At 71.9% G+C, this 22896-nt stretch carries 23 protein-coding genes; 11 read left to right on the forward strand and 12 right to left on the reverse strand.

The window, feature by feature from the left end; translation table 11 throughout:
• Nucleotides 1-277: 277 nt before the first annotated feature.
• From KBB57_RS10570 to KBB57_RS10580, 3 genes are all read right to left on the reverse strand, one after another.
• Complete coding sequence (locus KBB57_RS10570; RefSeq protein ID WP_290749642.1) at nucleotides 278-607, reverse strand: tryptophan synthase subunit beta; 330 nt, start codon at nucleotides 605-607, stop codon at nucleotides 278-280.
• Between the two features lie 254 nt (nucleotides 608-861).
• Nucleotides 862-1266 carry an META domain-containing protein gene (locus tag KBB57_RS10575; RefSeq protein ID WP_290749645.1) on the reverse strand — a complete coding sequence of 135 codons (405 nt, stop codon included), beginning with the start codon at nucleotides 1264-1266 and terminating at the stop codon, nucleotides 862-864.
• Nucleotides 1263-2951, reverse strand: a complete 1689-nt coding sequence (locus tag KBB57_RS10580) for an acyl-CoA dehydrogenase family protein (protein WP_290749648.1) — start codon at nucleotides 2949-2951, stop codon at nucleotides 1263-1265. The genes KBB57_RS10575 and KBB57_RS10580 overlap by 4 nt, the downstream gene beginning before the upstream one ends.
• Before the next feature lie 213 nt (nucleotides 2952-3164).
• On the opposite strand from KBB57_RS10580, the gene KBB57_RS10585 reads away from it, so the two are divergent.
• Together KBB57_RS10585 and KBB57_RS10590 are read left to right on the forward strand one after the other, a co-directional pair.
• On the forward strand, nucleotides 3165-3722 hold the full coding sequence (locus KBB57_RS10585; RefSeq protein WP_290749651.1) for a YceI family protein: 558 nt from the start codon (nucleotides 3165-3167) through the stop codon (nucleotides 3720-3722).
• On the forward strand, nucleotides 3719-4294 hold the full coding sequence (locus KBB57_RS10590) for a cytochrome b/b6 domain-containing protein (RefSeq protein ID WP_290749654.1): 576 nt from the start codon (nucleotides 3719-3721) through the stop codon (nucleotides 4292-4294). Before KBB57_RS10585 ends, KBB57_RS10590 begins: the two co-directional genes overlap by 4 nt.
• A 61-nt stretch (nucleotides 4295-4355) precedes the next feature.
• Here KBB57_RS10590 and KBB57_RS10595 read toward each other — a convergent pair whose 3' ends face one another.
• From KBB57_RS10595 to pepN, 4 genes are all read right to left on the reverse strand, one after another.
• The gene (locus KBB57_RS10595) at nucleotides 4356-4742 is read right to left on the reverse strand and encodes a DUF2852 domain-containing protein (protein WP_290749845.1); all 387 of its coding nucleotides are present in this window, start codon (nucleotides 4740-4742) and stop codon (nucleotides 4356-4358) included.
• 437 nt (nucleotides 4743-5179) lie between these two features.
• Nucleotides 5180-5809, reverse strand: coding sequence for a TetR/AcrR family transcriptional regulator (locus tag KBB57_RS10600; protein ID WP_290749657.1), 630 nt, complete (start codon nucleotides 5807-5809; stop codon nucleotides 5180-5182).
• 154 nt (nucleotides 5810-5963) lie between these two features.
• The gene (locus KBB57_RS10605; RefSeq protein WP_290749660.1) at nucleotides 5964-6881 is read right to left on the reverse strand and encodes a 1-acyl-sn-glycerol-3-phosphate acyltransferase; all 918 of its coding nucleotides are present in this window, start codon (nucleotides 6879-6881) and stop codon (nucleotides 5964-5966) included.
• A gap of 15 nt (nucleotides 6882-6896) precedes the next feature.
• Nucleotides 6897-9497: an aminopeptidase N gene (gene pepN / locus KBB57_RS10610; RefSeq protein WP_290749664.1), complete on the reverse strand. Its 2601-nt coding sequence runs from the start codon at nucleotides 9495-9497 to the stop codon at nucleotides 6897-6899.
• Nucleotides 9498-9851: 354 nt separating this feature from the next.
• Between pepN and KBB57_RS10615 the strand changes: the two genes are divergently transcribed.
• The 4 genes from KBB57_RS10615 (at nucleotide 9852) to KBB57_RS10630 (ending at nucleotide 13518) form a co-directional block, all read left to right on the forward strand.
• Nucleotides 9852-10598 carry a gamma-glutamyl-gamma-aminobutyrate hydrolase family protein gene (locus KBB57_RS10615; protein ID WP_290749667.1) on the forward strand — a complete coding sequence of 249 codons (747 nt, stop codon included), beginning with the start codon at nucleotides 9852-9854 and terminating at the stop codon, nucleotides 10596-10598.
• Nucleotides 10599-10888: 290 nt separating this feature from the next.
• A complete protein-coding gene (locus tag KBB57_RS10620; RefSeq protein WP_290749670.1) occupies nucleotides 10889-12067 on the forward strand; it encodes a calcium-binding protein in 1179 nt (392 codons plus the stop codon).
• A 285-nt stretch (nucleotides 12068-12352) separates the two neighbouring features.
• Complete coding sequence (locus tag KBB57_RS10625) at nucleotides 12353-13234, forward strand: SPFH domain-containing protein (RefSeq protein ID WP_290749673.1); 882 nt, start codon at nucleotides 12353-12355, stop codon at nucleotides 13232-13234.
• Entirely contained in the window at nucleotides 13234-13518 is a 285-nt protein-coding gene (locus tag KBB57_RS10630; protein WP_290749676.1) for a hypothetical protein, read from the forward strand. Before KBB57_RS10625 ends, KBB57_RS10630 begins: the two co-directional genes overlap by 1 nt.
• Nucleotides 13519-13546: 28 nt before the next feature.
• Here KBB57_RS10630 and KBB57_RS10635 read toward each other — a convergent pair whose 3' ends face one another.
• Together KBB57_RS10635 and KBB57_RS10640 are read right to left on the reverse strand one after the other, a co-directional pair.
• Nucleotides 13547-14848, reverse strand: coding sequence for a glycerate kinase (locus KBB57_RS10635; protein ID WP_290749678.1), 1302 nt, complete (start codon nucleotides 14846-14848; stop codon nucleotides 13547-13549).
• A gap of 159 nt (nucleotides 14849-15007) precedes the next feature.
• Complete coding sequence (locus KBB57_RS10640) at nucleotides 15008-15379, reverse strand: Rrf2 family transcriptional regulator (protein ID WP_290749680.1); 372 nt, start codon at nucleotides 15377-15379, stop codon at nucleotides 15008-15010.
• Between the two features lie 134 nt (nucleotides 15380-15513).
• Between KBB57_RS10640 and napE the strand changes: the two genes are divergently transcribed.
• From napE to KBB57_RS10665, 5 genes are read left to right on the forward strand one after another with little or no spacing between them, the layout of a single operon-like run.
• The gene (gene napE, locus KBB57_RS10645; RefSeq protein ID WP_290749683.1) at nucleotides 15514-15681 is read left to right on the forward strand and encodes a periplasmic nitrate reductase, NapE protein; all 168 of its coding nucleotides are present in this window, start codon (nucleotides 15514-15516) and stop codon (nucleotides 15679-15681) included.
• Nucleotides 15682-15692: 11 nt separating this feature from the next.
• Nucleotides 15693-15992 (forward strand): chaperone NapD, encoded by a 300-nt coding sequence (locus KBB57_RS10650; RefSeq protein ID WP_290749686.1) that lies wholly within the window; start codon nucleotides 15693-15695, stop codon nucleotides 15990-15992.
• Between the two features lie 24 nt (nucleotides 15993-16016).
• Complete coding sequence (gene napA, locus KBB57_RS10655; RefSeq protein ID WP_290749689.1) at nucleotides 16017-18509, forward strand: nitrate reductase catalytic subunit NapA; 2493 nt, start codon at nucleotides 16017-16019, stop codon at nucleotides 18507-18509.
• A gap of 2 nt (nucleotides 18510-18511) precedes the next feature.
• Entirely contained in the window at nucleotides 18512-18967 is a 456-nt protein-coding gene (locus KBB57_RS10660) for a nitrate reductase cytochrome c-type subunit (RefSeq protein WP_290749846.1), read from the forward strand.
• Complete coding sequence (locus KBB57_RS10665; RefSeq protein WP_290749691.1) at nucleotides 18967-19620, forward strand: cytochrome c3 family protein; 654 nt, start codon at nucleotides 18967-18969, stop codon at nucleotides 19618-19620. The genes KBB57_RS10660 and KBB57_RS10665 overlap by 1 nt, the downstream gene beginning before the upstream one ends.
• Before the next feature lie 475 nt (nucleotides 19621-20095).
• Here KBB57_RS10665 and KBB57_RS10670 read toward each other — a convergent pair whose 3' ends face one another.
• The 3 genes from KBB57_RS10670 to KBB57_RS10680 form a co-directional block, all read right to left on the reverse strand.
• Entirely contained in the window at nucleotides 20096-20875 is a 780-nt protein-coding gene (locus tag KBB57_RS10670) for a YggS family pyridoxal phosphate-dependent enzyme (RefSeq protein ID WP_290749694.1), read from the reverse strand.
• Between the two features lie 210 nt (nucleotides 20876-21085).
• Nucleotides 21086-22342, reverse strand: a complete 1257-nt coding sequence (locus tag KBB57_RS10675; protein WP_290749697.1) for an RNA polymerase sigma factor — start codon at nucleotides 22340-22342, stop codon at nucleotides 21086-21088.
• Nucleotides 22339-22761 (reverse strand): DUF5602 domain-containing protein, encoded by a 423-nt coding sequence (locus KBB57_RS10680; protein WP_290749700.1) that lies wholly within the window; start codon nucleotides 22759-22761, stop codon nucleotides 22339-22341. Before KBB57_RS10680 ends, KBB57_RS10675 begins: the two co-directional genes overlap by 4 nt.
• Nucleotides 22762-22896: the final 135 nt, after the last annotated feature.

Below are 22896 nucleotides of genomic sequence, written 5' to 3' on the forward strand. Positions count from 1 at the left end.
TCGACGCCGTCGTCGCCACCCGATGCGTCAAGCTCGCCAACGATCCAGACCTCATCCGCGGACAGACCGGCTTCCACTGGTGGCCCAAGCGCGCCATCCCGATCTGATCAGCCGGAAATGGTATCAGGCGACGGGTTTCGGGAGCCGCCGGCCGGCCAACGCGGGTCCGGCTTGTGCTCGACCGCCCGGCGTTCCGGGACGGAGGCTTTCGCGACAGGCGTCGTCCGAGGCCGTCCGGGCCCCGACGCAAGGCCGTTGCGCAGGGCGCGGGCGGCGCCTAGCCGCTGTTGCTGCGGCTCCACAGCCAGCGCCGCCACAGGCTGGCGCGGCGGCGGCTGCGGATCACCGCGGCGGAGACGCGCGGGCGCAGGAAGGGGAAGTCGACGGCGAGGAGCAGCAGCCCGAGCGGCAGCATCCAGATCCCGAGCACCGGCAGGAACGAGAACACCCCGCCGAGCACGAGCAGCACCCCGAGGGGCGCGCGGAGCAGCCGCATCCGCCGGTGCAGCAGCGACTCGGTCACCCCGTCCGCGCCGGGGGCGAGCCGCCCCACCGCACGGAACTGCCGGCGCAGCCGGTGCTCCTGCTTTCGATCCTCCCGGGTCACGCTTTTTCCGTTGCCGCTCCCTGTCGCCAATGTGCGCACAGGCCCGACGCGGATCAAGCGCAACGGCCGTCACATGATCGCGGCATATCCGCGTTTCCCACGCCCGCGAGGCCATTCCGCCGCGCGCCGCCCGTCCGGCCCGCCGCCCTCCGGCGCTCTGATCGCGCGAGGGCGCGATGGCCGCGCCCCGCGCGCGCTTGCCCCGGGGGGCGGTTACGCCAGCGAAATCAACGCCGGTTGCGCCGGCGACCGCCCTACACGGCCGGCTCGAAGCGCAGCCGCACGTCCCCGGGACCGGTCAGGATCAGCCCCTCCGGCCCGTTGTCGCCATGGGTGACCGCCGCCAGCGCGGCGAAGGCCGCGGTCTCCGCCTCGAGGTCCGGGCAGGCCATCCGGGTGGTCGCCATCGGCTGGAAGGTCAGGTCCGGCCAGCGTCCCTCGTAGCCGGCGGTGAACCGGTTGCACGGGCCCTGCCCGACGATTCGCCCGTCCTCGGTCAGCGTCGCCGTCAGCCGGGCCGGATAGGGCTTGCCGTTCAGCTCGACGAGCCGCCACTCCGATCCCGGCAGGATCCACCCCGCCGGCCCGCCCGCGGGCTCGTCCGGCGCCATCGGCGCGCAGGCCGCGACGACGAGCGCCAGCGCCAGCGCCCGCCTCAATTCCGCGACTCCAGCAGGCGCCGCGCGATCACCTGTGCCTGGATCTCCGCCGCGCCCTCGAAGATCGACAGGATCCGCGCGTCGCACAGCACCCGGCTGATCTGGTACTCCAGCGCAAAGCCGTTGCCGCCGTGGATCTGTAGCGCGTTGTCCGCGTTCGCCCAGGCGATCCGCGCGGCGAGCAGCTTCGCCATCCCCGCCTCGAGGTCGCAGCGCCGCCCCTCGTCCTTCTCCCGCGCGGCGAAGTAACTGAGCTGCCGCGCGATCATGATCTCCACCGCCATCATGGCGATCTTGCCGTAGACCCGCGGGAAGGCGATCAGCGGCTTGCCGAACTGCTTGCGCTCCTGCGCGTAGCGCAGCCCCAGCTCCAGCGCGCACTGCGCCACCCCGATCGCCCGCGCCGCCGTCTGGATCCGCGCCGACTCGAAGGTCTGCATCAGCTGCTTGAAGCCCTGCCCCTCGACCCCGCCGAGCAGGTTCCCCGCCGGCACCCGGAACCCGTCGAAGCCGAGCTCGTACTCCTTCATGCCGCGATAGCCGAGCACCTCGATCTCGCCGCCCGTCATCCCCGGCGTCGGAAAGGCCTCCGCCTCCGTCCCCCGGGTCTTCGGCGCGATCAGCATCGACAGGCCGGAATAGTCGCTCGTCGCCGGATCGGTCCGCACCAGCAGCGTCATCACGTCCGCCCGCGCCGCATGGGTGATCCAGGTCTTGTTCCCGGTCACCACCCAGGCGTCGCCCTCGCGCACCGCGCGGGTGCGAAGCGAGCCGAGGTCCGAGCCGGTGTTCGGCTCGGTGAACACCGCCGTCGGCAGCACCTCGGCGCTGGCGATCTTGGGCAGCCACTCCGCCTTCTGCGCCTCGGTGCCGCCGCCGAGGATCAGCTCCGCGGCGATCTCCGAGCGCGTGCCGAGCGAGCCCACCCCGATATAGCCCCGCGACAGCTCCTCCGAGACCACGCACATCGCCGTCTTCGGCAGGCCCGAGCCGCCGTATTCCTCCGGGATCGTCAGCCCGAACACCCCGAGCTCGCCCATCTCCTCGAGGATCGCGAGCGGGATCAGCTCGTCCTTCAGGTGCCACTCATGCGCATGGGGCACCACCTTCTCGTCGGCGAAGCGGCGGAACTGGTCGCGGATCATCTCGAAATCCGTGTCGAGCCCGGTCGCGCCGAAGGTCGCGCCCCCCGCCTGCGCCAGCATCAGCTCGACGAGCCGCGCCCGCGCCGCGTCGGTGTTGCCGCCCTCGACCAGCGCCGCCGACGCGGCATGGAACGGCGCCAGATCCGCCGCCGTCAGCCCCGCGTCCCGCGGCCGGGCGATCTCGCCCTGCGACATCGGAATGCCGCCGGCGAGCTGCGCGAGGTACTCGCCGAAGCCGATCTGCAACAGCAGCCGCTCCAGCTCGCCGAGCCGCCCCTCCGCCTCCAGCCGCCCCGCCCAGGCCCGCATCTCGCGCAGCGCGTCGACATAGGTGGCGATCCACGCGAGCGCATGGGCCGCGCTCTGGTCCGCCTCCAGCGCCTTCATCGAGACCCGCCCGCCGGCCGAGACCCGCGCCGCCACCCGCGCCCGGGCGAGCGCGAGCAGCGCCTCCGCCGCCTGCCCGGCCTCGGCGGCGAGCGTCATCAGCGCGTCGAGGACCACCGTCTGCGGGGACGTGGCGCGGGCGGGTTCGCTCATCGGGGCGGATCCTGTGCTGGCAGCCCTTGCGTCTGCTGCGTTGCGGAATCGGTTGTGCGGTTGCGCAGACCGTAGGGGCCGCGCCGGCCTCCGTCAATCGAACGCAACAATCCGTTCCGGGGGCCGGTGGAACGGACACTTTCTTGTGCGCGTTGTCCTCCGGCCCCGCCTTGCCGCCGGGGCCGTGCTAGCCTTCCGCCCGGAGGAAAACCGATGCGCCTGCTCCCGGCCCTCATCCTCGCCCTGCTTCCCGCCATCGCCGCGGCGAGCCCCTGGCGGCTCGATCCCGAGACCCGGGTCGCGGTCGACGTCTCCTGGCGCGGCAGCGCGGTCGAGATGCGCTTCCCGGACCTCTCCGGGACCATCGACTTCGACGAGAAGCGCCCCGAGACCGCCCGGGCGCGCATCGTCGTCGCCTCCGGCTCGGTCGAGACCGGCCTTCCCCCGGTCAGCGCCGTGGTCAAGGGCCCCGACTTCCTCGGCTCCGCGCGCTGGCCGGACGTGGTGTTCGAGCTCGACCGGCTGAAGCTCACCTCCAGGAGCACCGCCGACGTCGACGGCAGGCTTACCCTGCGCGGGGTGACGAGGCCCGTCTCGCTCAAGGCGACCGTCACGCAATACGGGCCCGCGCCCGACGATCCCGACCGCTTCGTCGCCGGCTTCGACATCACCGGCAGCGTCGACCGCACCCAGTTCGGCTCGACCGGCGGCCTGCCGGACGTCGCGCCCGAGATCGGCCTGCGCATCCACCTCGCGATGAGCTCCGAGTGACCCGGATCCCGGCCCGCGACGGACCTGCGGGCTGGGGCTGGGTGACGCGCGCGCTGCACTGGACGCTGGCCGGGCTCATCTTCTTCCAGCTCGGCCTCGGGCTCCGGATGGCCGCCTTCACCCCCGACCTCGCCGCCCGCTTCACGCTCACGCAGCTGCACAAGAGCTGGGGCGCGGTGATCCTCGCGCTCGTCCTCGCGCGCATCGCCTGGCGGCTCTCCGCCCCCGGCCGGCCGCCGATCCCCGGCCCCCGCTGGGAGGCGCGGGCGGCGCGGGCCAGCCATGCCGGCCTCTATGCCCTGCTGCTCGTCCTGCCGGTCTCCGGCTGGGTCGCTGTCTCGGCCTCGCCGATCCAGGACATGCTCGGGATCGACAACACGGTCTTCGGCCTCCTCGCCCTCCCCGATCCCTGGGTCCCCGGCGACGCCGGCGTCGAGCGCGCCGCCGGGACGGTCCACCTCTGCGCGGCCGTGGCGCTCGCCGCGCTCCTCGCCCTCCACGTCGCCGCGGCGCTCCGTCACCACTTCGCGCGGCGCGACGGGGTGCTGGCCGGCATGACCTTCGGCCGCTGAGCCTCCTGGCACAAAAAAACGCGCCCCCCGCAGGGAGCGCGTCGTGACGCCGGAGCGCGGGTCAGGCGGCCTCGGGCGCCGTCGTCTCGCGGCGCGAGGCCATGAACTGGTCGAACTCGGCCTTGTCCTTCGCCTGCCGCAGCTGGTCGAGGAACGAGGTGAACGCCTCGCGCTCCTCCTCCAGCCGCTTCAGCGTCTCGGCGCGATAGGCGTCGAACGCGGCGTTGCCGGTCGGCGCCGCGGCGGCGCGGAAGGCGTGGCGGTTATGGGCGCGACGGCCCCAGCCGTTGCAGGACATGCGCTTGCTCCAGATCATGAAGGCGAGGATGGCGAGGCCGATCGGCCAGAACAGGATGAAGCCGAGGACCATGGCGACGAGCCAGGCGGGTCGGCCACGGGCGTCGAGCCAGTCGCGCGACCGCTCTAGCCCGGAGGTGACCGGCCGCATCCAGCTCCCCGGCGACTGGGACCAATCGGCGTCGGCGGTGTGCATCAGGCGCTCCCTTCGATGTGAATGTAAATCACATTTACATAGATGCCCAACGCTCCCGATTCCGTCAAGAGGCGCCTCGGGGAATTTTGAGGGTGCTCCCAGTCGTCTGCGGCTCTCCCCGGCGGCAAGGTCCGTCCCACGACGGCGCCCGCCGGGCGACATGCGCATGTCGCCCGGTTCGACGCGGAGCGGTGGGCGCGGCGACGGCGGAACCCCAAAGTGAGTCACACGGCGCCGCGAAATGCGGCGCTGATAACGATGCAATGATTTTCACCGTTTATATTCAAAATATTTCGAAATATATTTGCGCGCAAAATCAACTTCTCACCAAAGGTCGTGAATCAACTTTGCCTTATCAGGCGAACGCACCACATCGAGCCGGCATCAACCCCTCACTGCGGCACGATCCCCAGCCCACGCAAGTAAATCCCCGTCCCCGATTCCAGCATCTCCTCCGCCGAATACGGCGCCCGCGATCCCGGCGCCCCGCGGGCGAAAAGCTCCACCACCCCGTGGCTCAGCGCCCAGACATGGTTCGCCACCATGCGCGCCGGCGGCCGCCGCGCCGCCGGCAGGTGCGCCATCAGCCGCTCCGCCAGCCGCACCAGCACCGCCATCGCCCGATCCGACGCGCGGGCGAGGCCCGGGTCGCCGGCGAGGCCGATGCCGCTCTCGAACATCGCCGCATAATGGCCGGGATGGGCGCGGGCGAAGTCGATATAGACCTGCCCCGCCATCGAGAACGCCGTCAGCGCCGACAGAAGCGGGTCGTCCACCACCCGCTCCAGCCGGTCCGCGAAGATCTCGAAGCCCTGCCGCGCAATCTCCTCGATCAGCTCCTCGCGGCCCCGGAAGTGGCGATAGGGCGCCGCCGGGCTGACCCCTGCGAGCCGCGCCGCCTCGGCCATGGTGAAGCCGAGCGGCCCCTTCTCCTCGACGAGCTTCAGCGCGGCCTCCGCCAGCGCCTCGCGCAGGTTGCCGTGATGGTAGCTCTTGCGCGCGCGGGGGTCGGTCTCCTCCATGCCCCCGCCCTACGCCCGCCGCCCCGCCGACCACAAGGGCGCCGCAAGGCCCCGCCTTCCGCGCCGCCACGGCGCGGCGAGGAGCCCGCAATCAGCTCCTTCCTGAAATTTCAATAAAATCAACCGGTTGATACGTGTCCCACTATGGGACGCTTCACACCAGCGTCCGCGCCGGCCGCAGGCGGCCCGTCGGCTTGGAGTAGCGCGGCGCCGTCAGCACCGTCTGCGGCTTCACCCCGCCGAGCTCCAGCGTCCGCGCCTTCAAGAGCTCCGTCGCCTCCGCCGAGCCGGAGGGAAGCGTCGCCGGGTCGATCGGCTCGCCGATGGTGATGCGATAGGGCTGGTGGCGCTTGTTCAGCACCTCGTGGAACAGCGTGATGTCGCGCAGCGTCGGGTGGATGCGGTCGAACAGGTAGAACATCGCCGAGTTGCGGGCCGTGATATGCAGCGGCGTCACCGGCAGGTTGTATTTCCGCGCCAGCATCGCCGCCGAGGCCATCCACGGCCGCTCGTGCAGCGACAGCCACCGCCGCTTGGCGAGCCGCCCGGACGGGAAGATCACCGCCAGCCGCCCCTGCTCGAAGGCGGCATGGGCATAGGCGAGCGTCTCGCGGTTCTGCTTGTGGGTGCGCTTCTCGGGCCGCCACTCCACCGGCGCCAGCACCTCCCCGAGCTGCGGCAGCACCCGCATCGCGTCGGCGTTGGCGAAGATGAACAGATCCGGCCGCCGCGCCGCCAGCGCTCCGTAGAGCACCACCCCGTCGGCGATGCCCGTGGGGTGGTTCGACACCACGATCCCCGGCCCCGACGCCGGCAACCGTTCCAGCCCCGTCACCTCGACGTGATGCGCGATCATGTCGGCGAGCGAGGCGAGGATGTCCGGCCCCGGCATCGGCTTCAGCGTCTCGCCGACCCGGATGGTCTTGTCGTATTTCAGCAGCCCATGCAGGAACGGCCGGGCCAGCCGGGCCGCCAGGTCGCCCTTGCGGAGCCACGGCGCGCGCTCCTCGATCAGCTGGTCGACGATGGCCTGCATCTCGGCGTCTCTAGCGCGCATGCGCAACAGTCGCATGACCGGCCTCTCCGCTCAACCTTCCTCGCGCAGCAGCCGCGCGACGATCTCGCCGGTGTCGCGCGACAGCCCCGGCACGGCCGCCAGCCGCTCCAGCTCGCCCCGCATCGCCGCCCGCCGCCCGGCGTCGAACATCCGCCACGTCCCGAACGCCACGGCCGTCCGCGCCGTCGTCTGCGGATTGACCGGGTCGAGCCGGGCGAGCCAGTCCGCGAAGAAGCGGTAGCCGGCGCCGTCGGCGCGATGGAACCCCGCCGGGTTCCCGGCGGCGAAGGCGCCGACCAACGCGCGGAACCGGTTGGGGTTGCGCCAGTCGAAGTCGGGCCGCGCCGCCAGCGCCGTCACCGCCTCCACGGCCCGCCCGGGCGGCGTCAGCATCGCCTGCGCCGTGAACCACTTGTCGATCACCAGCCCGTCGCCGCGCCAGCGCGCCTCGAACGCGGCCAGCGCGTCCTCCGCCGCCCCGTGCAGGACGAGGAGCGACAGCGCGCTCATCGTCTCGGTCATGTTGTCGGCCGCTTCGAGCTGCGCCGCCGCCGGCCCGGGGTCGCCGTCGCGCGCCACGATCAGCCCCAGCGCCCGCGCCCGCAGCGCCCGCCGCCCCGCGGCCGCGGCGTCCGGCGAATACGGCCCCGGCGTGGCGTTGCCGGCATAGAGCGCCTCGAGTCGCTCCCCCAGCGCCGCCCCGAGCGCCGCCTCCAGCCCCCGCCGCGCCGCGTGGACGGCAAGCGGATCCGGCGCCGCGCCCGCGGCCGCGACATGGGCGATCACGTCCTCCTGCGACGGCAGCCCCAGCGCCAGCGCCTTGTAGGCCGGGTCGAGCGTGGCGTCGTCGGCGAGCCGCGCCATGGCGGCGAGGAACTCCGCGTCCGGGGCCGCCCCCGGCTCGGCCGCCGCCCGCGCCAGCAGCGCCAGCGCATAGGCCCGCCCCGCCTCCCACCGGTTGAACGGGTCCGCGTCGTGGGCGATCAGCCGCGCCCGCTCCGCCGCCGTGGTCTCCCGCTCGAGGATCACCGGCGCCGAGAAGCCGCGCAGCAGCGAGGGGGTGGGCCGCTCCGGCAGGTCCCAGGCCTGCTCCGCCTCGGCCGTGTCGAGCACGATCAGCCCCGCCGCCAGCTCCGTCCCGTCCGCCCCGATCAGCCCGTAGGCCACCGGAATCGGCACCGGCCGCTTCTCCGCCTGCCCCGGCGTCGGCGGCGTCGCCTGCGCCAGCCGCAGCGTGTAGCGCCCGTCCTCCCAGCGCTCCGTCGCCGAGAGCCGCGGCGTGCCCGCCTGCCGATACCAGCGCAGGAACTGCGACAGGTCGCGCCCCGAGGCGTCCTCGAAGACGCGCAGCCAGTCCTCGATGGTGACCGCCTGCCCGTCATGCCGCTCGAAATAGCGGTCGAGCGCCCGGGCATAGGTCTCCGCCCCGACCAGGGCGCGCAGCATCCCCACGACCTCGGCGCCCTTCTCGTAGACGGTCGCCGTATAGAAGTTGTTGATCTCGACGTATTCCTCCGGCCGCACCGGATGCGCCAGCGGACCCGCGTCCTCGCGGAACTGCGCGCCCCGCAGCCGGATGACGTCCTCGATCCGCTTCACCGCCCGCGAGCGCATGTCCCCGGCGAACTGCTGGTCCCGAAAGACCGTCAGCCCCTCCTTCAGGCTCAGCTGGAACCAGTCGCGGCAGGTGATCCGGTTGCCCGTCCAGTTGTGGAAATACTCGTGCGCGATGATCCGCTCGATCGCCGCATAATCCGTGTCCGTCGCCGTCTCCGGGCTCGCCAGCACGTAGCGCGAGTTGAAGACGTTGAGCCCCTTGTTCTCCATCGCCCCCATGTTGAAGTCGTCGACCGCGACGATCATGAACCGGTCGAGGTCGTATTCCCGCCCGTATACCTCCTCGTCCCACCTCATCGACCGCTTCAGCGCGTCCATCGCATAGGCGCAGCGCGGCTCGTCCCCCGGCCGCACCCAGATCTGCAACAGGACCTCGCGCCCCGAGCGGGTGACGAACCGATCCTCCACCGCCCGCAAATCGCCCGCCACCAGCGCGAACAGATAGGAGGGCTTCGGGAACGGATCCTCCCACTCCGCCCAGCCGTCGCCGGCGGCGATCAGGTTGCCGTTCGACAAGAGCGCCGGCGCCGTCCCGGCGGGATCCTCGATCCGCACCCGGAACCGCGTCATCACGTCCGGCCGGTCCGGCCAGAAGGTGATCTTGCGGAACCCCTGCGCCTCGCACTGGGTGCAGTACATGCCGTTCGACATGTAGAGCCCCTCCAGCGCCGTGTTCGCGCCCGGCGCGATCTCCGTCTCGCAGCTCCAGGTGAACGGCCCCTCCGGCACCAGCGCCGCCGGGACCACCAGCCCCTCCGCGTCGATGGCCGCGGCGTTCTGCGGCAGCGGCGCCCCGTCGATCGCCGCGCCCACCAGCCGCAGGCTCCGCCCGTCGAGCCGCAGGTCCTGCGGCCCCTCGCCGGCGCGCGCCGGGTTGGGCCGCATCGCCACCGTGGCGCGCACCCGGGTCGCCGCCGGGTCGAGCCGGAAGGTCAGCTCCACCTCGTCCACCAGGAAGGCCGGCGGGCGATACTCCGCGAGCCGGATCGTCGGGGCCTCGGCGTCGACGCGCATCTCGCTCGCTCCTCTCGCTGCGCCGCAACGCATAGCTTGCGGGCGGAAGTCGTCAACCCGCTCGCGCGCGGGGATCCTGCCCCGCCGACCGGGCCAGCGGCGCGCCGCCGAGGCGCCCCGGCCGCCGGAAAGCCGCCGATCCGCGCCCCGGTCGCCACGGCTTCCGCCGGGTCAGGACGACGGCGCCGTCCGCGCGACGCGGGGGCGTCGCCGACCCGCTCCGCCCGGGCGGCCTCGACGCCCGCGTCGCGGCGAATGGCCGGCTTGTGATCTGCTGCGGCGCGGCAGGGGTCTCGACGCCCCGCCGCGGCGGACGTATCCTGACCGGCGAACACGCCTCCACGCTCGCGGATCATGGCCAAGCCCGTCATCGGCATCATCGGGAACGCCCACCTCATCAACGACGAATACGCCGTGCAGGCCGTCGGCGTTTCCAATGTCGAGGCGGTGGCCGACCTGACCGGGGCGATCCCGCTCATCGTGCCCTCGCTGCCCAGGGTCGGCGCCATCGCCGACCTGATGGAGGCCTGCGACGGCTTCGTCTTCACCGGCGGCCGGCCGAACGTCCACCCCTCGCACTGGGGCGAGGAGCCGACCGAGAAGCACGGCGCCTTCGACCCCGACCGCGACGCCGTGACCCTGCCGCTCATCCGCGCCTGCGTCGCCTCCGGCGTGCCGATCTTCGGCATCTGCCGCGGCTTCCAGGAGTTCAACGTCGCCTTCGGCGGCACCCTCCACCCGGAGATCCGCGAGATCCCCGGCCGGATGAACCACCGCATGCCGCCGAACGGCACGCTGGAGGAGAAGTTCGAGCACCGCCACGCGGTGCGCCTGACCCCGGACGGCGCCTTCGCCCGCATCCTCGGCGCCACCGAGGTCATGGTGAACTCGCTCCACGGCCAGGGCATCCGCGACAAGGGCGACCGCGTGGTGATCGAGGGCTGGGCCCCCGACGAGACCCCGGAGGCGATCCACATCGAGGGCGCCCCCGGCTTCGCCATCGCCGTGCAGTGGCACCCGGAATGGCGCGCCGCCACCGACCCGGTGTCGCGCCCGCTCTTCCTGTCGCTCGGCGAGGCGGTCCGCCGCCGCGCCGGCTGACCGGCGCCCCTCGCGCAAGGCCGAACGCCACGGCTCCCCGTCGCGTTGTCGCCATGCCCCTGGTCGCGTCCGACCTCGCAAGGCGACATCGGCAAGGAAAGGCGCGCCGCTCCGCCCGTTCCCGGGCGAGGCGATCGGGCGCGCCGCCGGCCGACCCGGCCACCCTCCGGAGCATCGCCGCCGGCAACGCGCTCACGCGTTAACCTTAACGAAGCATCGGCATTGCCGCAGGGGGATCAGGGGCGTATCGCGAACATTAACCCAGTATTCCTTTGAAGAACGCACCGCCCATGACCGTGGACGTAACCCAGCCGACGTCGCAGGACGGCCTGACGCTTCAGGAGCTGTCCCTCTACCATTCCATCATGGCCTATCGCGCCAGCCTCGGGCTCGCCGCGATCCCGCTGTCGCGCGGCCTGACCACCACCGCGGGGCGCCACGTCGCCGACACCCGCGAGAACATCTGGGCCGCCAGCCTCGCGCTGCCCGCGGGAACCAGCCTGCACAGCTGGAGCGACGCCCCCTACTACGCCGACAACCGCGACCCCTCGGTGATGTGGACGGCGCCGCAGCGGGTGAACTCCGGCTACACGTCCGCGGGCTACGAGATCAGCGCGGCGGGCTTCGCCACCACCGACCTCGCGCTCGAGGGCTGGAAGGCCTCCGCCTCGCACAACGCCATCATCGCCCAGACCGGCGTCTGGGCCGGGATCGACCTCAAGGCCATCGGCATCGGCGTCGACACCTCCGAGGGCGCCGGCATCTACAAGGGCCGGGTCTTCCACGTCTGGTTCGGCGAGACGACCGACGCGGCCATCCCCGACATCTCCGGCACCACGGCGGCCGACTACGTCCTCGGCACGCTCTTCGCCGACCGCATCCTCGCCGGCGCCGGCGCCGACGAGGTCTACGGCTCCGACGGCGCGGACGAGCTCCGCGGCGACGGCGGCTCCGACAAGCTCTACGGCGACGCCGGCGCGGACACGCTCTTCGGCGGCGGCGGCGACGACCGCCTGCAGGGCGGGGCAGGCGACGACGTGCTGAACGGCGGCGCCGGCGCCGACCGGCTCTGGGGCAACGACGGGGCGGACCGCCTGAACGGCGCCGCCGGCGCCGACATCCTGATCGGCGGCCTTGGCGGCGACCGGCTGACCGGCGGCGCGGGCGCCGACACCTTCGTCTTCAACGCCGCCGCCGAGAGCCCGTCCGGCGCGGGCAACCGCACGGTGATCACCGACTTACAGCCGGGCGTCGACCACATCGACCTCTCGCGCATCGACGCGGTCCCCGCCACCGCCGGCGACGACGCCTTCGCCTTCATCGGCGCGGCCGCCTTCACCGGGCACGCCGGCGAGATCCGGCAGAGCGCGAGCGTCCTCGCCATCGACCTCGACGGCGACCGCGTTCCCGACATGCAGATCCAGATCGGCGCGCCCGGCGCGCTCGCCGCCGACGACTTCATCCTCTGATATCCGTCACGCTGCAAGCGCCGGGCGTCCTCCTGTCCAATCGCCCGCGACGCTGCCGGACGAGCCCGGGCAGGTGCGAACGGGCGACATCCGCCACCGCCGTGCAGTGTGGGCATCCGCGGCCCCACAAAAACCCGCTCACGCAAAATCAATGGCTTAGATAGTTTTCACGCGTGAACACCCTCCACGCCGGCGCCGGGCCGCGCGCGGCGTTGGCCGGCCGGCGCGCCGCGCCTATACTGCGCATATCCGCCGGCGCGCGCCGGCGGCGAGGAGGAGGCAGGGATGCGGATCGAGGACTTCCTGGGCGGCAACGCCGTGGCGCTCGCGCTGGCGCTGCTCGTCCTCCTCTGCCTCTTCCTCGCGGTCCGCGTCGTGCCGCAGTCGGAGAAGTTCGTGGTCGAGCGCTTCGGCCGCCTGCGCGCCGTGCTCGGGCCGGGGCTCAACTTCATCGTGCCCTTCCTCGACCGCGTGGCGCACCGGATCTCGATCCTCGAGCGCCAGCTCCCCACCGCGAGCCAGGACGCGATCACCTCGGACAACGCCCTCGTCCAGGTGGAGACCAGCGTCTTCTACCGCATCATCGAGCCGGAAAAGACCGTCTACCGCATCCGTGACGTCGACGCCGCCATCGCCACCACCGTCGCCGGCATCGTCCGCGCCGAGATCGGCCAGATGGAGCTCGACCAGGTCCAGTCGAACCGCGCCGTGCTGATCGCCAAGATCCGCGACTCGCTCACCAACATCGTCGACGACTGGGGCATCGAGGTGACGCGGGTCGAGATCCTCGACGTCAACCTCGACGCCGCCACCCGCGCCGCCATGCTCCAGCAGCTCAACGCCGAGCGCGCCCGCCGCGCCCAGGTGACCGAGGCCGAGGGCCGCAAGCGCTCGGTGGAGCTCGCCGCCGACGCCGACCTCTACGCCGCGGAGCAGGCGGCCAAGGCCCGCCGCGTCACCGCCGACGCCGAGGCCTATGCGACCGGGGTCATCGCCGGCGCGATCGCCGCGAACGGCCTCGAGGCCGCGCAGTTCCAGATCGCGCTGAAGCAGGTCGAGGCGCTCTCCGAGATGGGCAAGGGGCAGGGCGGCCGCGTCGTGCTCCTGCCCGCCGACGCCGTCGATGCCTTCCGCGACGCCTTCGCCATGCTCAAGGGCGGCCGCTGATGCTCGGCACGTGGTGGTTCTGGGCCGTCGTCGCCGCGATCCTCGCCGGCGCCGAGGCGCTCGCGCCGGGCTGGGTGTTCCTCGGCTTCGCCGTCGGCGCCGCCGGCATGTCGCTCTGGGTCCTCGCCGGCGGCCCGCTCGCCGCGCTGGTGACCGGCTCCGTCTCGCTCCAGCTCCTCGCCTTCGCCGTGCTCTCCCTCGCCGGCTGGGCCCTCCTCCGCCGCCTCTTCGGCGTGCGCAAGAGCGAGACGAAGATCGTCCGCCACGACGTCAACGACAACTGACCCGCCCCGCGCCGGGCCCGAGGCGGGCTCAGGCTCCCTCCGTGACGAGGATCGCGCGGAAGTCGTTGACGTTGGTCAGGGTCGGGCCGGTGACCACCGCGTCGCCGAGCGCCTCGAACAGCGGATGCGCGTCGTTCGCCGCCAGCATCGCCCGCGGGTCGAGGCCGAGGGCCCGGGCGCGGGCGAGCGTGTCGGGGGTGACGAGGGCGCCCGCCGCCGGGCCGCCGCCGTCGATGCCGTCGGTGTCGCCCGCCAGCGCCCACACGCCGGGCGCGCCGTTCAGCGCGACGGCGAGGCCGAGCAGGAACTCGACGTTGCGCCCGCCCCGGCCCGGGCCGCGCACCGTCACCGTGGTCTCGCCGCCCGACAGCAGCACGCAGGGCGCGGGGGCCGGATGGCCGTGGGCGGCGGCGCTGCGGGCGATCCCGGCCATCAGCGTGCCGACCTCCGCCGCCTCGCCCTCCAGCGCGTCGCCGAGGATCAGCGGCGTGACGCCGGCGGCCCGGGCGACCGCGGCGGCGGCCTCCAGCGACATCTGCGGGGTGGCGATCATGCGCAGCTCCGCGCCCGCCAGACGCGGGTCGCCCGGCTTCGGCGTCTCGTCGGCGGCGGCAGTGAGGCGCGCCTTGACCGAGGCCGGCGCGTCGATCCCGTAGCGGGCGAGGATCGCCTTGGCCTCGGCGAAGGTCGAGGGGTCCGGGACCGTCGGCCCCGAGGCGATGGCGGCCGGGTCGTCGCCGGGGACGTCGGAGATGACGAGGCTGACGACCCGCGCCGGATGGGCGGCGGCGGCGAGCCGGCCGCCCTTCACCGCCGAGAGATGCCGGCGGACGGTGTTCATCTCGGCGATGTCGGCGCCGCTCCGGAGCAGCGCCGCGTTCACCGCCTGCTTGTCGGCGAAGGGGATGCCCTCGGCCGGCAACGCCATCAGCGCCGAGCCGCCCCCCGAGATCAGGCACAGCACCAGGTCGTCAGGCCCCGCGCCCCGGGCGATCTCCAGCATCCGCGCCGCCGCCGCCCGGCCGGCCTCGTCGGGAACGGGATGCGCCGCCTCGACGATCTCGATCCGGTCGCAGGGCACGGCATGGCCGTAGCGGGTGACGACGAGCCCTTCGAGCGGGCCCTCCCACGCGGCCTCGACCGCCGCCGCCATCGCCGCCGAGGCCTTGCCGGCGCCGAGCACGATCGTGCGCCCCCCCGGCCGCTCCGGCAGGGCGGCCGCCACGATGCCCGCAGGCAGCGCCGCGGCGACGGCGGCGTCGAACATCCCGCGCAACAGGGCGGCAGGGTCGGCGCCCCCGGGCGCGGCTTTGGCCGTGACGAGCGACATGCGAGGCCTCCCTATGCATTTCTCGCCGGCGGCGGGGCGTCGGACGCGCCGCGCCCCCCGGCTCGGACGTTCGACTGAACGGATAGCCCCGCAGACCGCGCAGGTCACCTCCTGCGTGGTCGCCTTGCCCGCATCAGCCGCCCAACCCCCACCTCTGAGTCACGCAAGCGCCCGCCTCAGCGGGACGTTTCCCGCCACGAGGTCCCCGATCGTCGAGCGCCGCGAGGAACGCCGCCGTCGCCGCGTCGAGGACCGACCCCCGTCCAGCCGCAGGCGCTCGACCGCGCCGAGGTCGTTCTCCATCTCGCGCACCACGTCGCCCACACGGATCGAGGCGCCGCCCGGCGCGAGGCGCCCGCGCATCGTCTCGACGAAGCCGGCGCGGCCGAGCAGGCGCACCACGTGCGCGACATGCGCCTTCGAGATCCGGTAGCGCGCCGCAATGGCGTCGATGACGCTCAGCCGGTCTGTGCCGGCGGCGAGGTGCATCAGGACGCGGAGCGCGTAGTCGGTCTGCTTGTCGAGTCGCATCGTCTGGCGCCGGGTTAAGATTCATCTTGAATGAAGGTTTAGCCGGAGCTTACACTTCTCCAGTGCCGCGGTCGTGATCGCCGCCCATCGGCGGCGTGTGGCGACCGCGCTCTCCGGGCGACGAGGCGATGGCGATGCCAAGGGACGCAACCGCGATCCAGCCAGCCACCAAATCGGAGGAGCGGCGCGCCTTCCTGCTGCTCGCCGTCGTCCTGTTCCCGGTGCTGAGCGTCGCGATCGTCGGCGGCTACGGCTTCGCCGTCTGGATGTCGCAGCTCGTCCTCGGTCCGCCGACCGGCTGAGGGCGCCCGACATGCCAGCGAACGCCAGCCCCGCCGTCTCCCGCCGCAGCCTCCTCGGCCTGCCCGAGGACAGCGTCGGCCATATCTCCAGCCTCGTCGTCCGCGCCCGCCCCGACCGCGTCGCCGGCGTCGCCGCCCGGATCGCCCGGCTTCCGGTCGCCGAGGTGGCGCTGAGCGACCCCGCCACCGGCAAGATCGTCGTCGCCCTCGAGACCCGCGACGAGGACGAGATCGTCGCCGCGATGAACGCCATGCAGCGCATGGCCGGCGTCGTCAGCGTCGCGCTCGTCTTCCACCACACGGACGCCTGAACGCCTTACCCGAAGGAGCCTGCCATGACCGGGATCACGCGACGCGACGTCATCAAGGCGCAGGCGGTCGCGGCGGCCGCGGTCGCGGCGGGCCTGCCGGCGCCCGCGCTGGCGCAGAACCTCACCACCGACGCCGCCCTGACCGGCCTGCGCTGGGAGAAGGCGCCCTGCCGCTTCTGCGGCACCGGCTGCTCGGTCATGGTCGCGACCAAGAACGGCCGCGTCGTCGCCACCCACGGCGACGCCGAGGCCGAGGTGAACCGCGGGCTGAACTGCGTGAAGGGCTACTTCCTCTCCAAGATCATGTACGGCCAGGACCGGCTGACCCAGCCGCTGCTGCGGATGCGCGACGGGGAGTTCGCCAAGGACGGCGAGTTCACCCCGATCTCCTGGGACCAGGCCTTCGACATCATGGCCGAGAAGTGGAAGGCGACGCTCAAGGCCAAGGGCCCGAAGGCGATCGGCATGTTCGGCTCCGGCCAGTGGACGATCTGGGAAGGCTACGCCGCCGTCAAGCTGATGAAGGCCGGCTTCCGGTCGAACAACATCGACCCGAACGCGCGGCACTGCATGGCCTCCGCCGTCACCGGCTTCATGCGCACCTTCGGCATCGACGAGCCGATGGGCTGCTACGACGACATCGAGCATGCCGACGCCTTCGTGCTCTGGGGCGCGAACATGGCGGAGATGCACCCGATCCTGTGGACGCGCATCACCGACCGGCGCTTCAGCTATCCGCATGTCAAGGTCGTGGCGATGTCGACCTTCCGCAACCGCTGCTTCGACCTCGCCGACATTCCGATCGTCTTCAAGCCGCAGACCGACCTCGCGATCATGAACTATATCGCGAACCACATCATCACGACCGGCAGGGTCAACGAGGCCTTCGTCTCCCAGTCGGTCAACTTCAAGCAGGGCAACCAGAACATCGGCTATGGCCTCCGGCCCGACAATCCGCTGGAGATGCAGGCCGAGCACGCCAAGGACGCCAACGACGCCCAGCCGATCGACTTCGACGCTTACGCGAAGTTCGTCTCGACCTACACGCTCGACAGCGTCGCGAAGCTCTCCGGGGTCGAGAAGAACCGGCTGGAGGCGCTGGCCGAGATCTACGCCGCGCCGGACGTCAAGGTCATGTCGACCTGGACGATGGGCTTCAACCAGCACACCCGCGGCACCTGGGCGAACAACCTCTGCTACAACCTGCACCTCCTGACCGGCAAGATCGCGACCCCGGGCAACTCGCCCTTCTCGCTGACCGGCCAGCCCTCGGCCTGCGGCACGGCGCGCGAGGTCGGCACCTTCGCGCACCGCCTGCCGGCCGACCTGCAGGTGGCGAACCCCGAGCACCGCGCCCACGCCGAGGAGATCTGGCGGCTGCCGCCCGGCACGGTCCCCGACTGGATCGGCAGCCATGCGGTCCAGCAGAACCGCGACCTGAAGGACGGCAAGATCAACGTCTACTGGGTGCAGGTGAACAACAACATGCAGGCCGCGGCCAACATGATGGAGGAGGGGCTGCCGGGCTACCGCAACCCCGACAACTTCATCGTGGTCTCGGACGTCTATCCGACGACGACCTGCGAGGCCGCCGACCTGATCCTGCCGACCGCGATGTGGGTCGAGAAGGAGGGCGGCTACGGCAACGCCGAGCGCCGCACCCAGTTCTGGCGGCAGATGGTGACGGCGCCGGGCGAGGCGAGGTCCGACCTCTGGCAGCTTGTCGAGTTCTCGAAGCGCTTCACCGTCGAGGAGGTGTGGCCGGCCGAGCTGATCACGCCGGACTACGCCGGCAAGACGCTCTTCGACGTGCTCTTCGCCAACGGCCAGGTCGACGCCTTCGAGCGCGGCGACGCCGACAAGGAGTGGATGAACCTCGAGTCCGACGCCTTCGGCTTCTACATCCAGAAGGGGCTCTTCGAGGAATACGCCACCTTCGGCCGCGGCCACGGCCACGACCTCGCGCCGTTCGACACCTATCACACGGTCCGCGGCCTGCGCTGGCCGGTCGTCGACGGCAAGGAGACCCGCTGGCGCTTCAACCGCGACACCGACCCCTATGCCGAGGGCGAGAAGCAATTCAACTTCTACGGCCAGAAGGACGGCCGCGCGGTGATCTTCGCGCTGCCCTACGAGCCGCCGGCCGAGAGCCCGAACGACGAATTCCCCTTCTGGCTCGCGACCGGCCGCGTCCTCGAGCATTGGCATTCGGGCTCGATGACCCAGCGGGTGCCCGAGCTCTACCGCGCCGTGCCGGACGCGCTCTGCTACATGCACCCCGACGACGCCGCCGAGCTGAACCTCCGCCGCGGCTCGGCGATCCGCATCGTCTCGCGCCGCGGCGAGATGGAGACCCGCGTCGAGACCCGCGGCCGCAACTTGCCGCCCCGCGGGCTGATCTTCGTGCCGTGGTTCGACGCGCGGCAACTGATCAACCGGGTGACGCTCGACGCCACCTGTCCCATCTCCAAGCAGACGGACTTCAAGAAATGCGCCGTCAGGATCGAGGCGGTGTGACCATGCGCACCCTGCTCCTCGCTGCGCTCGCCGTCGCCGCCACCGCCGCGCTCGCCCAGGACGGGCTCGTCACCCTGCGCGGGAGCACGCCCCTGGACCGGAACGCCACGCCGCCGCCGATCCCGTCGGTCGTCAACTCCGACATCCGCCAGGTGCGCAACTGGCCCGAGCAGCCGCCGGTCATTCCGCACCAGATCGACAACTACCAGATCGACCTCAACGTCAACAAATGCCTGACCTGCCACAGCCGCACCGCGGTCGCGGTCAGCCAGGCGCCGATGGTCTCGATCACCCATTTCACCAACCGCGAGGGGCAGGTGCTGGCGGCGGTGACGCCCCGGCGCTTCTTCTGCACCCAATGCCACGTGCCCCAGATGGACGTGGAGCCGCCGATCGCCAACACCTTCGAGGACATGGACACCGTCATCCACCTGAGCCCGACCTCGGGGACGCCGTGATGGGCCGGATCTGGGGCTGGATCAGGCGGACCTGGGAGATCATCCGCCGGCCGAGCGTCCACTACAGCCTCGGCTTCCTGACGCTCGGCGGCTTCATCATGGGCGTGGTGTTCTGGGGCGGCTTCAACACCGCGCTCGAGGCGACCAACACCGAGACCTTCTGCACCTCCTGCCACGAGATGCACGACAACGTCTTCCAGGAGCTGAAGCTGACCATCCACTACACCAACCGCTCCGGCGTGCGCGCGACCTGCCCGGACTGCCACGTGCCGCACCGCTGGACCTCGAAGATCGCCCGCAAGATGCAGGCGTCGAAGGAGGTCTGGGGCAAGATCTTCGGCACGATCAACACGCGGGAGAAATTCCTCGAGCACCGCCTCGCCCTCGCCCAGAACGAGTGGGCGCGGCTGAAGGCCAACGACTCGCTCGAATGCCGCAACTGCCACTCGGCCGACTCGATGGACATCACCCGCCAGAGCCAGCGCGCCGCCGAGACCCACCAGCGCTTCCTGTTCACCGGCGAGAGGACCTGCATCGACTGCCACAAGGGCATCGCCCACCAGCTCCCCAACATGGCCCCTACCGCCGCCCTCCCAGACCACTCCGCCGTCGTCGCCGACGTCGCCCGCTACCTCGGATCGCTGCCGGACTGATCGAGCTCGGCCGACCGGGGCGGAGCTCTCGCCGCCGGCGCTGGCGACGAGCGAGACGCGACCGATGGGGCTCACCGGCAGCACGGCTGCCCGAAGCTGTCGAGCGGATCCTCCCGAGTGGATGCCCCAGTTGCGATCTCCGCTTCCTCGCGTCACGGATCGTCCAGGCATAGGCATCGCCCATTGCAGGCCCCGAGACGGTGAAGACCGCTGCCGGCAGGGCGTCGGCGTCGAAGATGCGCGGGCAGACCGAACGTGTGCTCCCGACAACGGAGACTCCCTCCTTGTGATCATCGACGTGCCGATCGCTGCGCCAACAAGGCTGAGACGCCGTCGGCATAGAGCCGGTCGACGCGCGGCGATACCTGCGGAACGACTGCGAGCGTTCAGATCGCAAGCGCCATCTGGGCGGATAGGTCGCGCCGGGTGGTCACGCGGAGCGTTCGTGCCGCAACGTCGCGGGTTCGGCCCGCGGTCAACTCGGGGCGAACCCCGGCCAATAGTACGCGTCGGACGTGGGGCGCCGGCCGAAGATGGCCTGGCCGACGCGCACGACGGTCGCGCCCTCCTCGATCGCCTCCTCGAAGTCGCCGGTCATGCCCATCGACAGCCCCGTCAGGCCGGGGTGGCGCGTGACGGCCTCGTCGCGCAGGCGGCGCAGGAGCGTGAAGCAGGGCCGCACCTTCGCCATGTCGGCGCTGAACAGCGCCAGCGTCATCAGTCCGCGCGGGCGCAGGCGCGGGAACTGCCCGAGCGTGTCGACGAACGGCAGGAGCGCATCCGGGGGCAGCCCGAACTTGCTCTCCTCGCCGGAGGTGTTGACCTGCACCCAGACGTCGAGGACGCGCTCCTCGCGGTCCAGTCGGTCGTTCAGGAGACTGGCAAGCCGTAAACTGTCGAGGGCTTGGAACTCGGCGGCGAAGCGGGTGAGGTACTTGACCTTGTTGGTCTGGAGATGGCCGACGATGCACCACGCGATGGCGAGGTCGGCGAGCGCCTCGCGCTTCCCGCTCGCCTCCTGGATCTTGTTCTCGCCGAAATCGCGGATGCCGGCCGCGAAGGCGTGGCGCAGGACGTGGGCCGGCACGGTCTTGGTGATCGGCAGCAGCCGGACGGAGGCGCGATCGCGCCCCGCCCGCGCGCAGGCCCGGGCGATCCGCTCCTCGACCGCCGCGAGGTTGGCGGCGAAGGTCGATCGAGGATCCGGCCCGAAGCGCTCGATGTCCCCGGGCGTCAGTGTGGCGGGAGGCGTCATGTTCTGCTGATCTCCGGGTTGCGTGCGGATACCGATCTTGAGCTTGCACGCAGACCGCTCGTGCGTGCGGCTATTCCGCGCCGGGCGCGACACCCGCGCTGGCGTCGTTGCCTGCGACTTCATGCAGCACGCCCCGCGCCTGGGCCTCATCGTAGCGGAGGTCGCCCGGCCTGCACCCGGATTCTGCACAGGCCTGGGGTGATCCGCGCGTCATCCGTTGTCCTGTCCGGCCCGCCGTTCGCGCAGGCTCGCGACGACCCGGTCCGCCATGTGGACGCAACGGGCGCCATCGAACGGAAAGATCGCGTCGAAGCCGGCCGACAGCATCCGCTCGATCGAGAGCCGGAGCAGCCGGCGCGCCCGGTGCAGCCGCGTCTTTACGGTCTCGGGGCGGATGGCCAGCAGGGCCGCGGTCTCCTCGGTGCTCAACCCCTCGATCTCGCGCAGCACGAAGACCAGCCGGAAGCCTTCCGGCAGCGCGTCCACGGCACGTTCGAGCAACTGGCGAACCTGGGCGCGGCCGACCTCGCTTTCGGGGCCGGCCGGCGCTGGCGACATCGGGAACACGATCGGGCCTCCTCCATCGGCGAGCGCGGCATCGAGTGCGGCGAGATCGGCGTGCGGCCGGCGCCGGCGCAGCCGGCCGAGCGCCTCGTTCAGGGCGATGCGGGTCAGCCACGTGGCGAGCGACGCCTGGCCGCGGAACCCGTCGAGATGCGTGAAGGCGCGGACGTAGGTGTCCTGCACCACGTCCTCGGCCTCGGCGTCGTCGCGGAGCACGCCGCGCGCCACCCGGAACAGCCGCCGGTTGTGGCGGCTCACCAGGGTGCGCACCGCAGCCTCGTCGCGGTGGCGGGCGAGATCGACCAGCGCCGCGTCGTCGAGCGCGGCGTGGTCGAGGGGGCTTCTGGCAACGAGATGCATCGGTCCTCCTCGGGATACGCCAGCGGTCAGGCCCGCCGGACGAGGCCCTTTCCCAGGATCTCCGCCACCGGCGGAAAGCCGTTCAGCGCCACCTCCGGCAGATCGCCGGCGGCGCCCCGGATCCTGCATCCAGGCATCGGCGTCGGGGTTGCCGACGACGATCCGGCCGACCATGCCGGCGTGCTCGTGCGGCACGCAGTAGTAGTCGTAGACCCCTTCGGCGGTCAGGGTGACCGCGAAGTCCTCGTCCGGCAACAGATAGTCCGAATCCCACGGCGTCGCCGCCGCCGGGATGCGCCGCGGCCGGCCGAAGTTCGCCGGATGATAGGCGGTCGCGGTATGGGCGTTGCCGGCGTCGCCGTTGACCCAACGCACGACCTCGCCCGGGAGGATGCGGAGCCCGACCGGATCGAAGCCGACGTGGGCGCCGGTCGCGTCGCCGCGCATCCGGATGACGTGGGTCACGGCGGCGGCCCGGACCGGCGGCGCCAGCAGCAGCGCGGCGCCGCCGAGCCTGAGAAGGCTGCGCCGGGTGAGGATCATTGCGCGACCCGCGCCTCGTCGGCAGCCGGCACGTGCCAGAGCACGATGTGGGCGTGCGGCGCCTCGACCCCCGGATGGCCGGCGTTGAAGTAGACGTCGACATGGTCGACGTCGCCGCCGGGCGCGGCCAGGTCGTCGAAGCTCTTGTCCGGGTTGAGATCGGCGACCGGGATCATGAAGATGGTGCTGACCAGTGCGCCATCGTGATCGTAGGCGAGGAACGGCCCGGCCGGCAGGGTGGCCGGATCGACGTAGAGCTGGCCGAGACCGGGCAGGAACTCGGGCAGCTTCACGAGCTTGCTCACTTCCTGGAAAGGCGGGGCGGGCGGGGCCTTGGCGAACGCCCCGGCATCGTGGGCGAGGGCCGGGATCGCCCCGGCGGCGAGGACGGCGACGGCGAGCGAGGTCAGGCGGATCATGGCGGCAGCTCCAGGTTCGGCGACGCCCTTTGGCGCGGCGTCGGGAAGTTGGATGGAGCGGCCGGCAAAAGGTTCCCCGGGTGCTGCGTCCGTCGTCGGGCTCGTTCGTTCCTCGCTGCCGTCAATCCACCCGCA

This window comes from Amaricoccus sp., assembly GCF_017993425.1.
In the GTDB taxonomy this organism is placed as follows: Bacteria; Pseudomonadota; Alphaproteobacteria; order Rhodobacterales; family Rhodobacteraceae; genus Amaricoccus.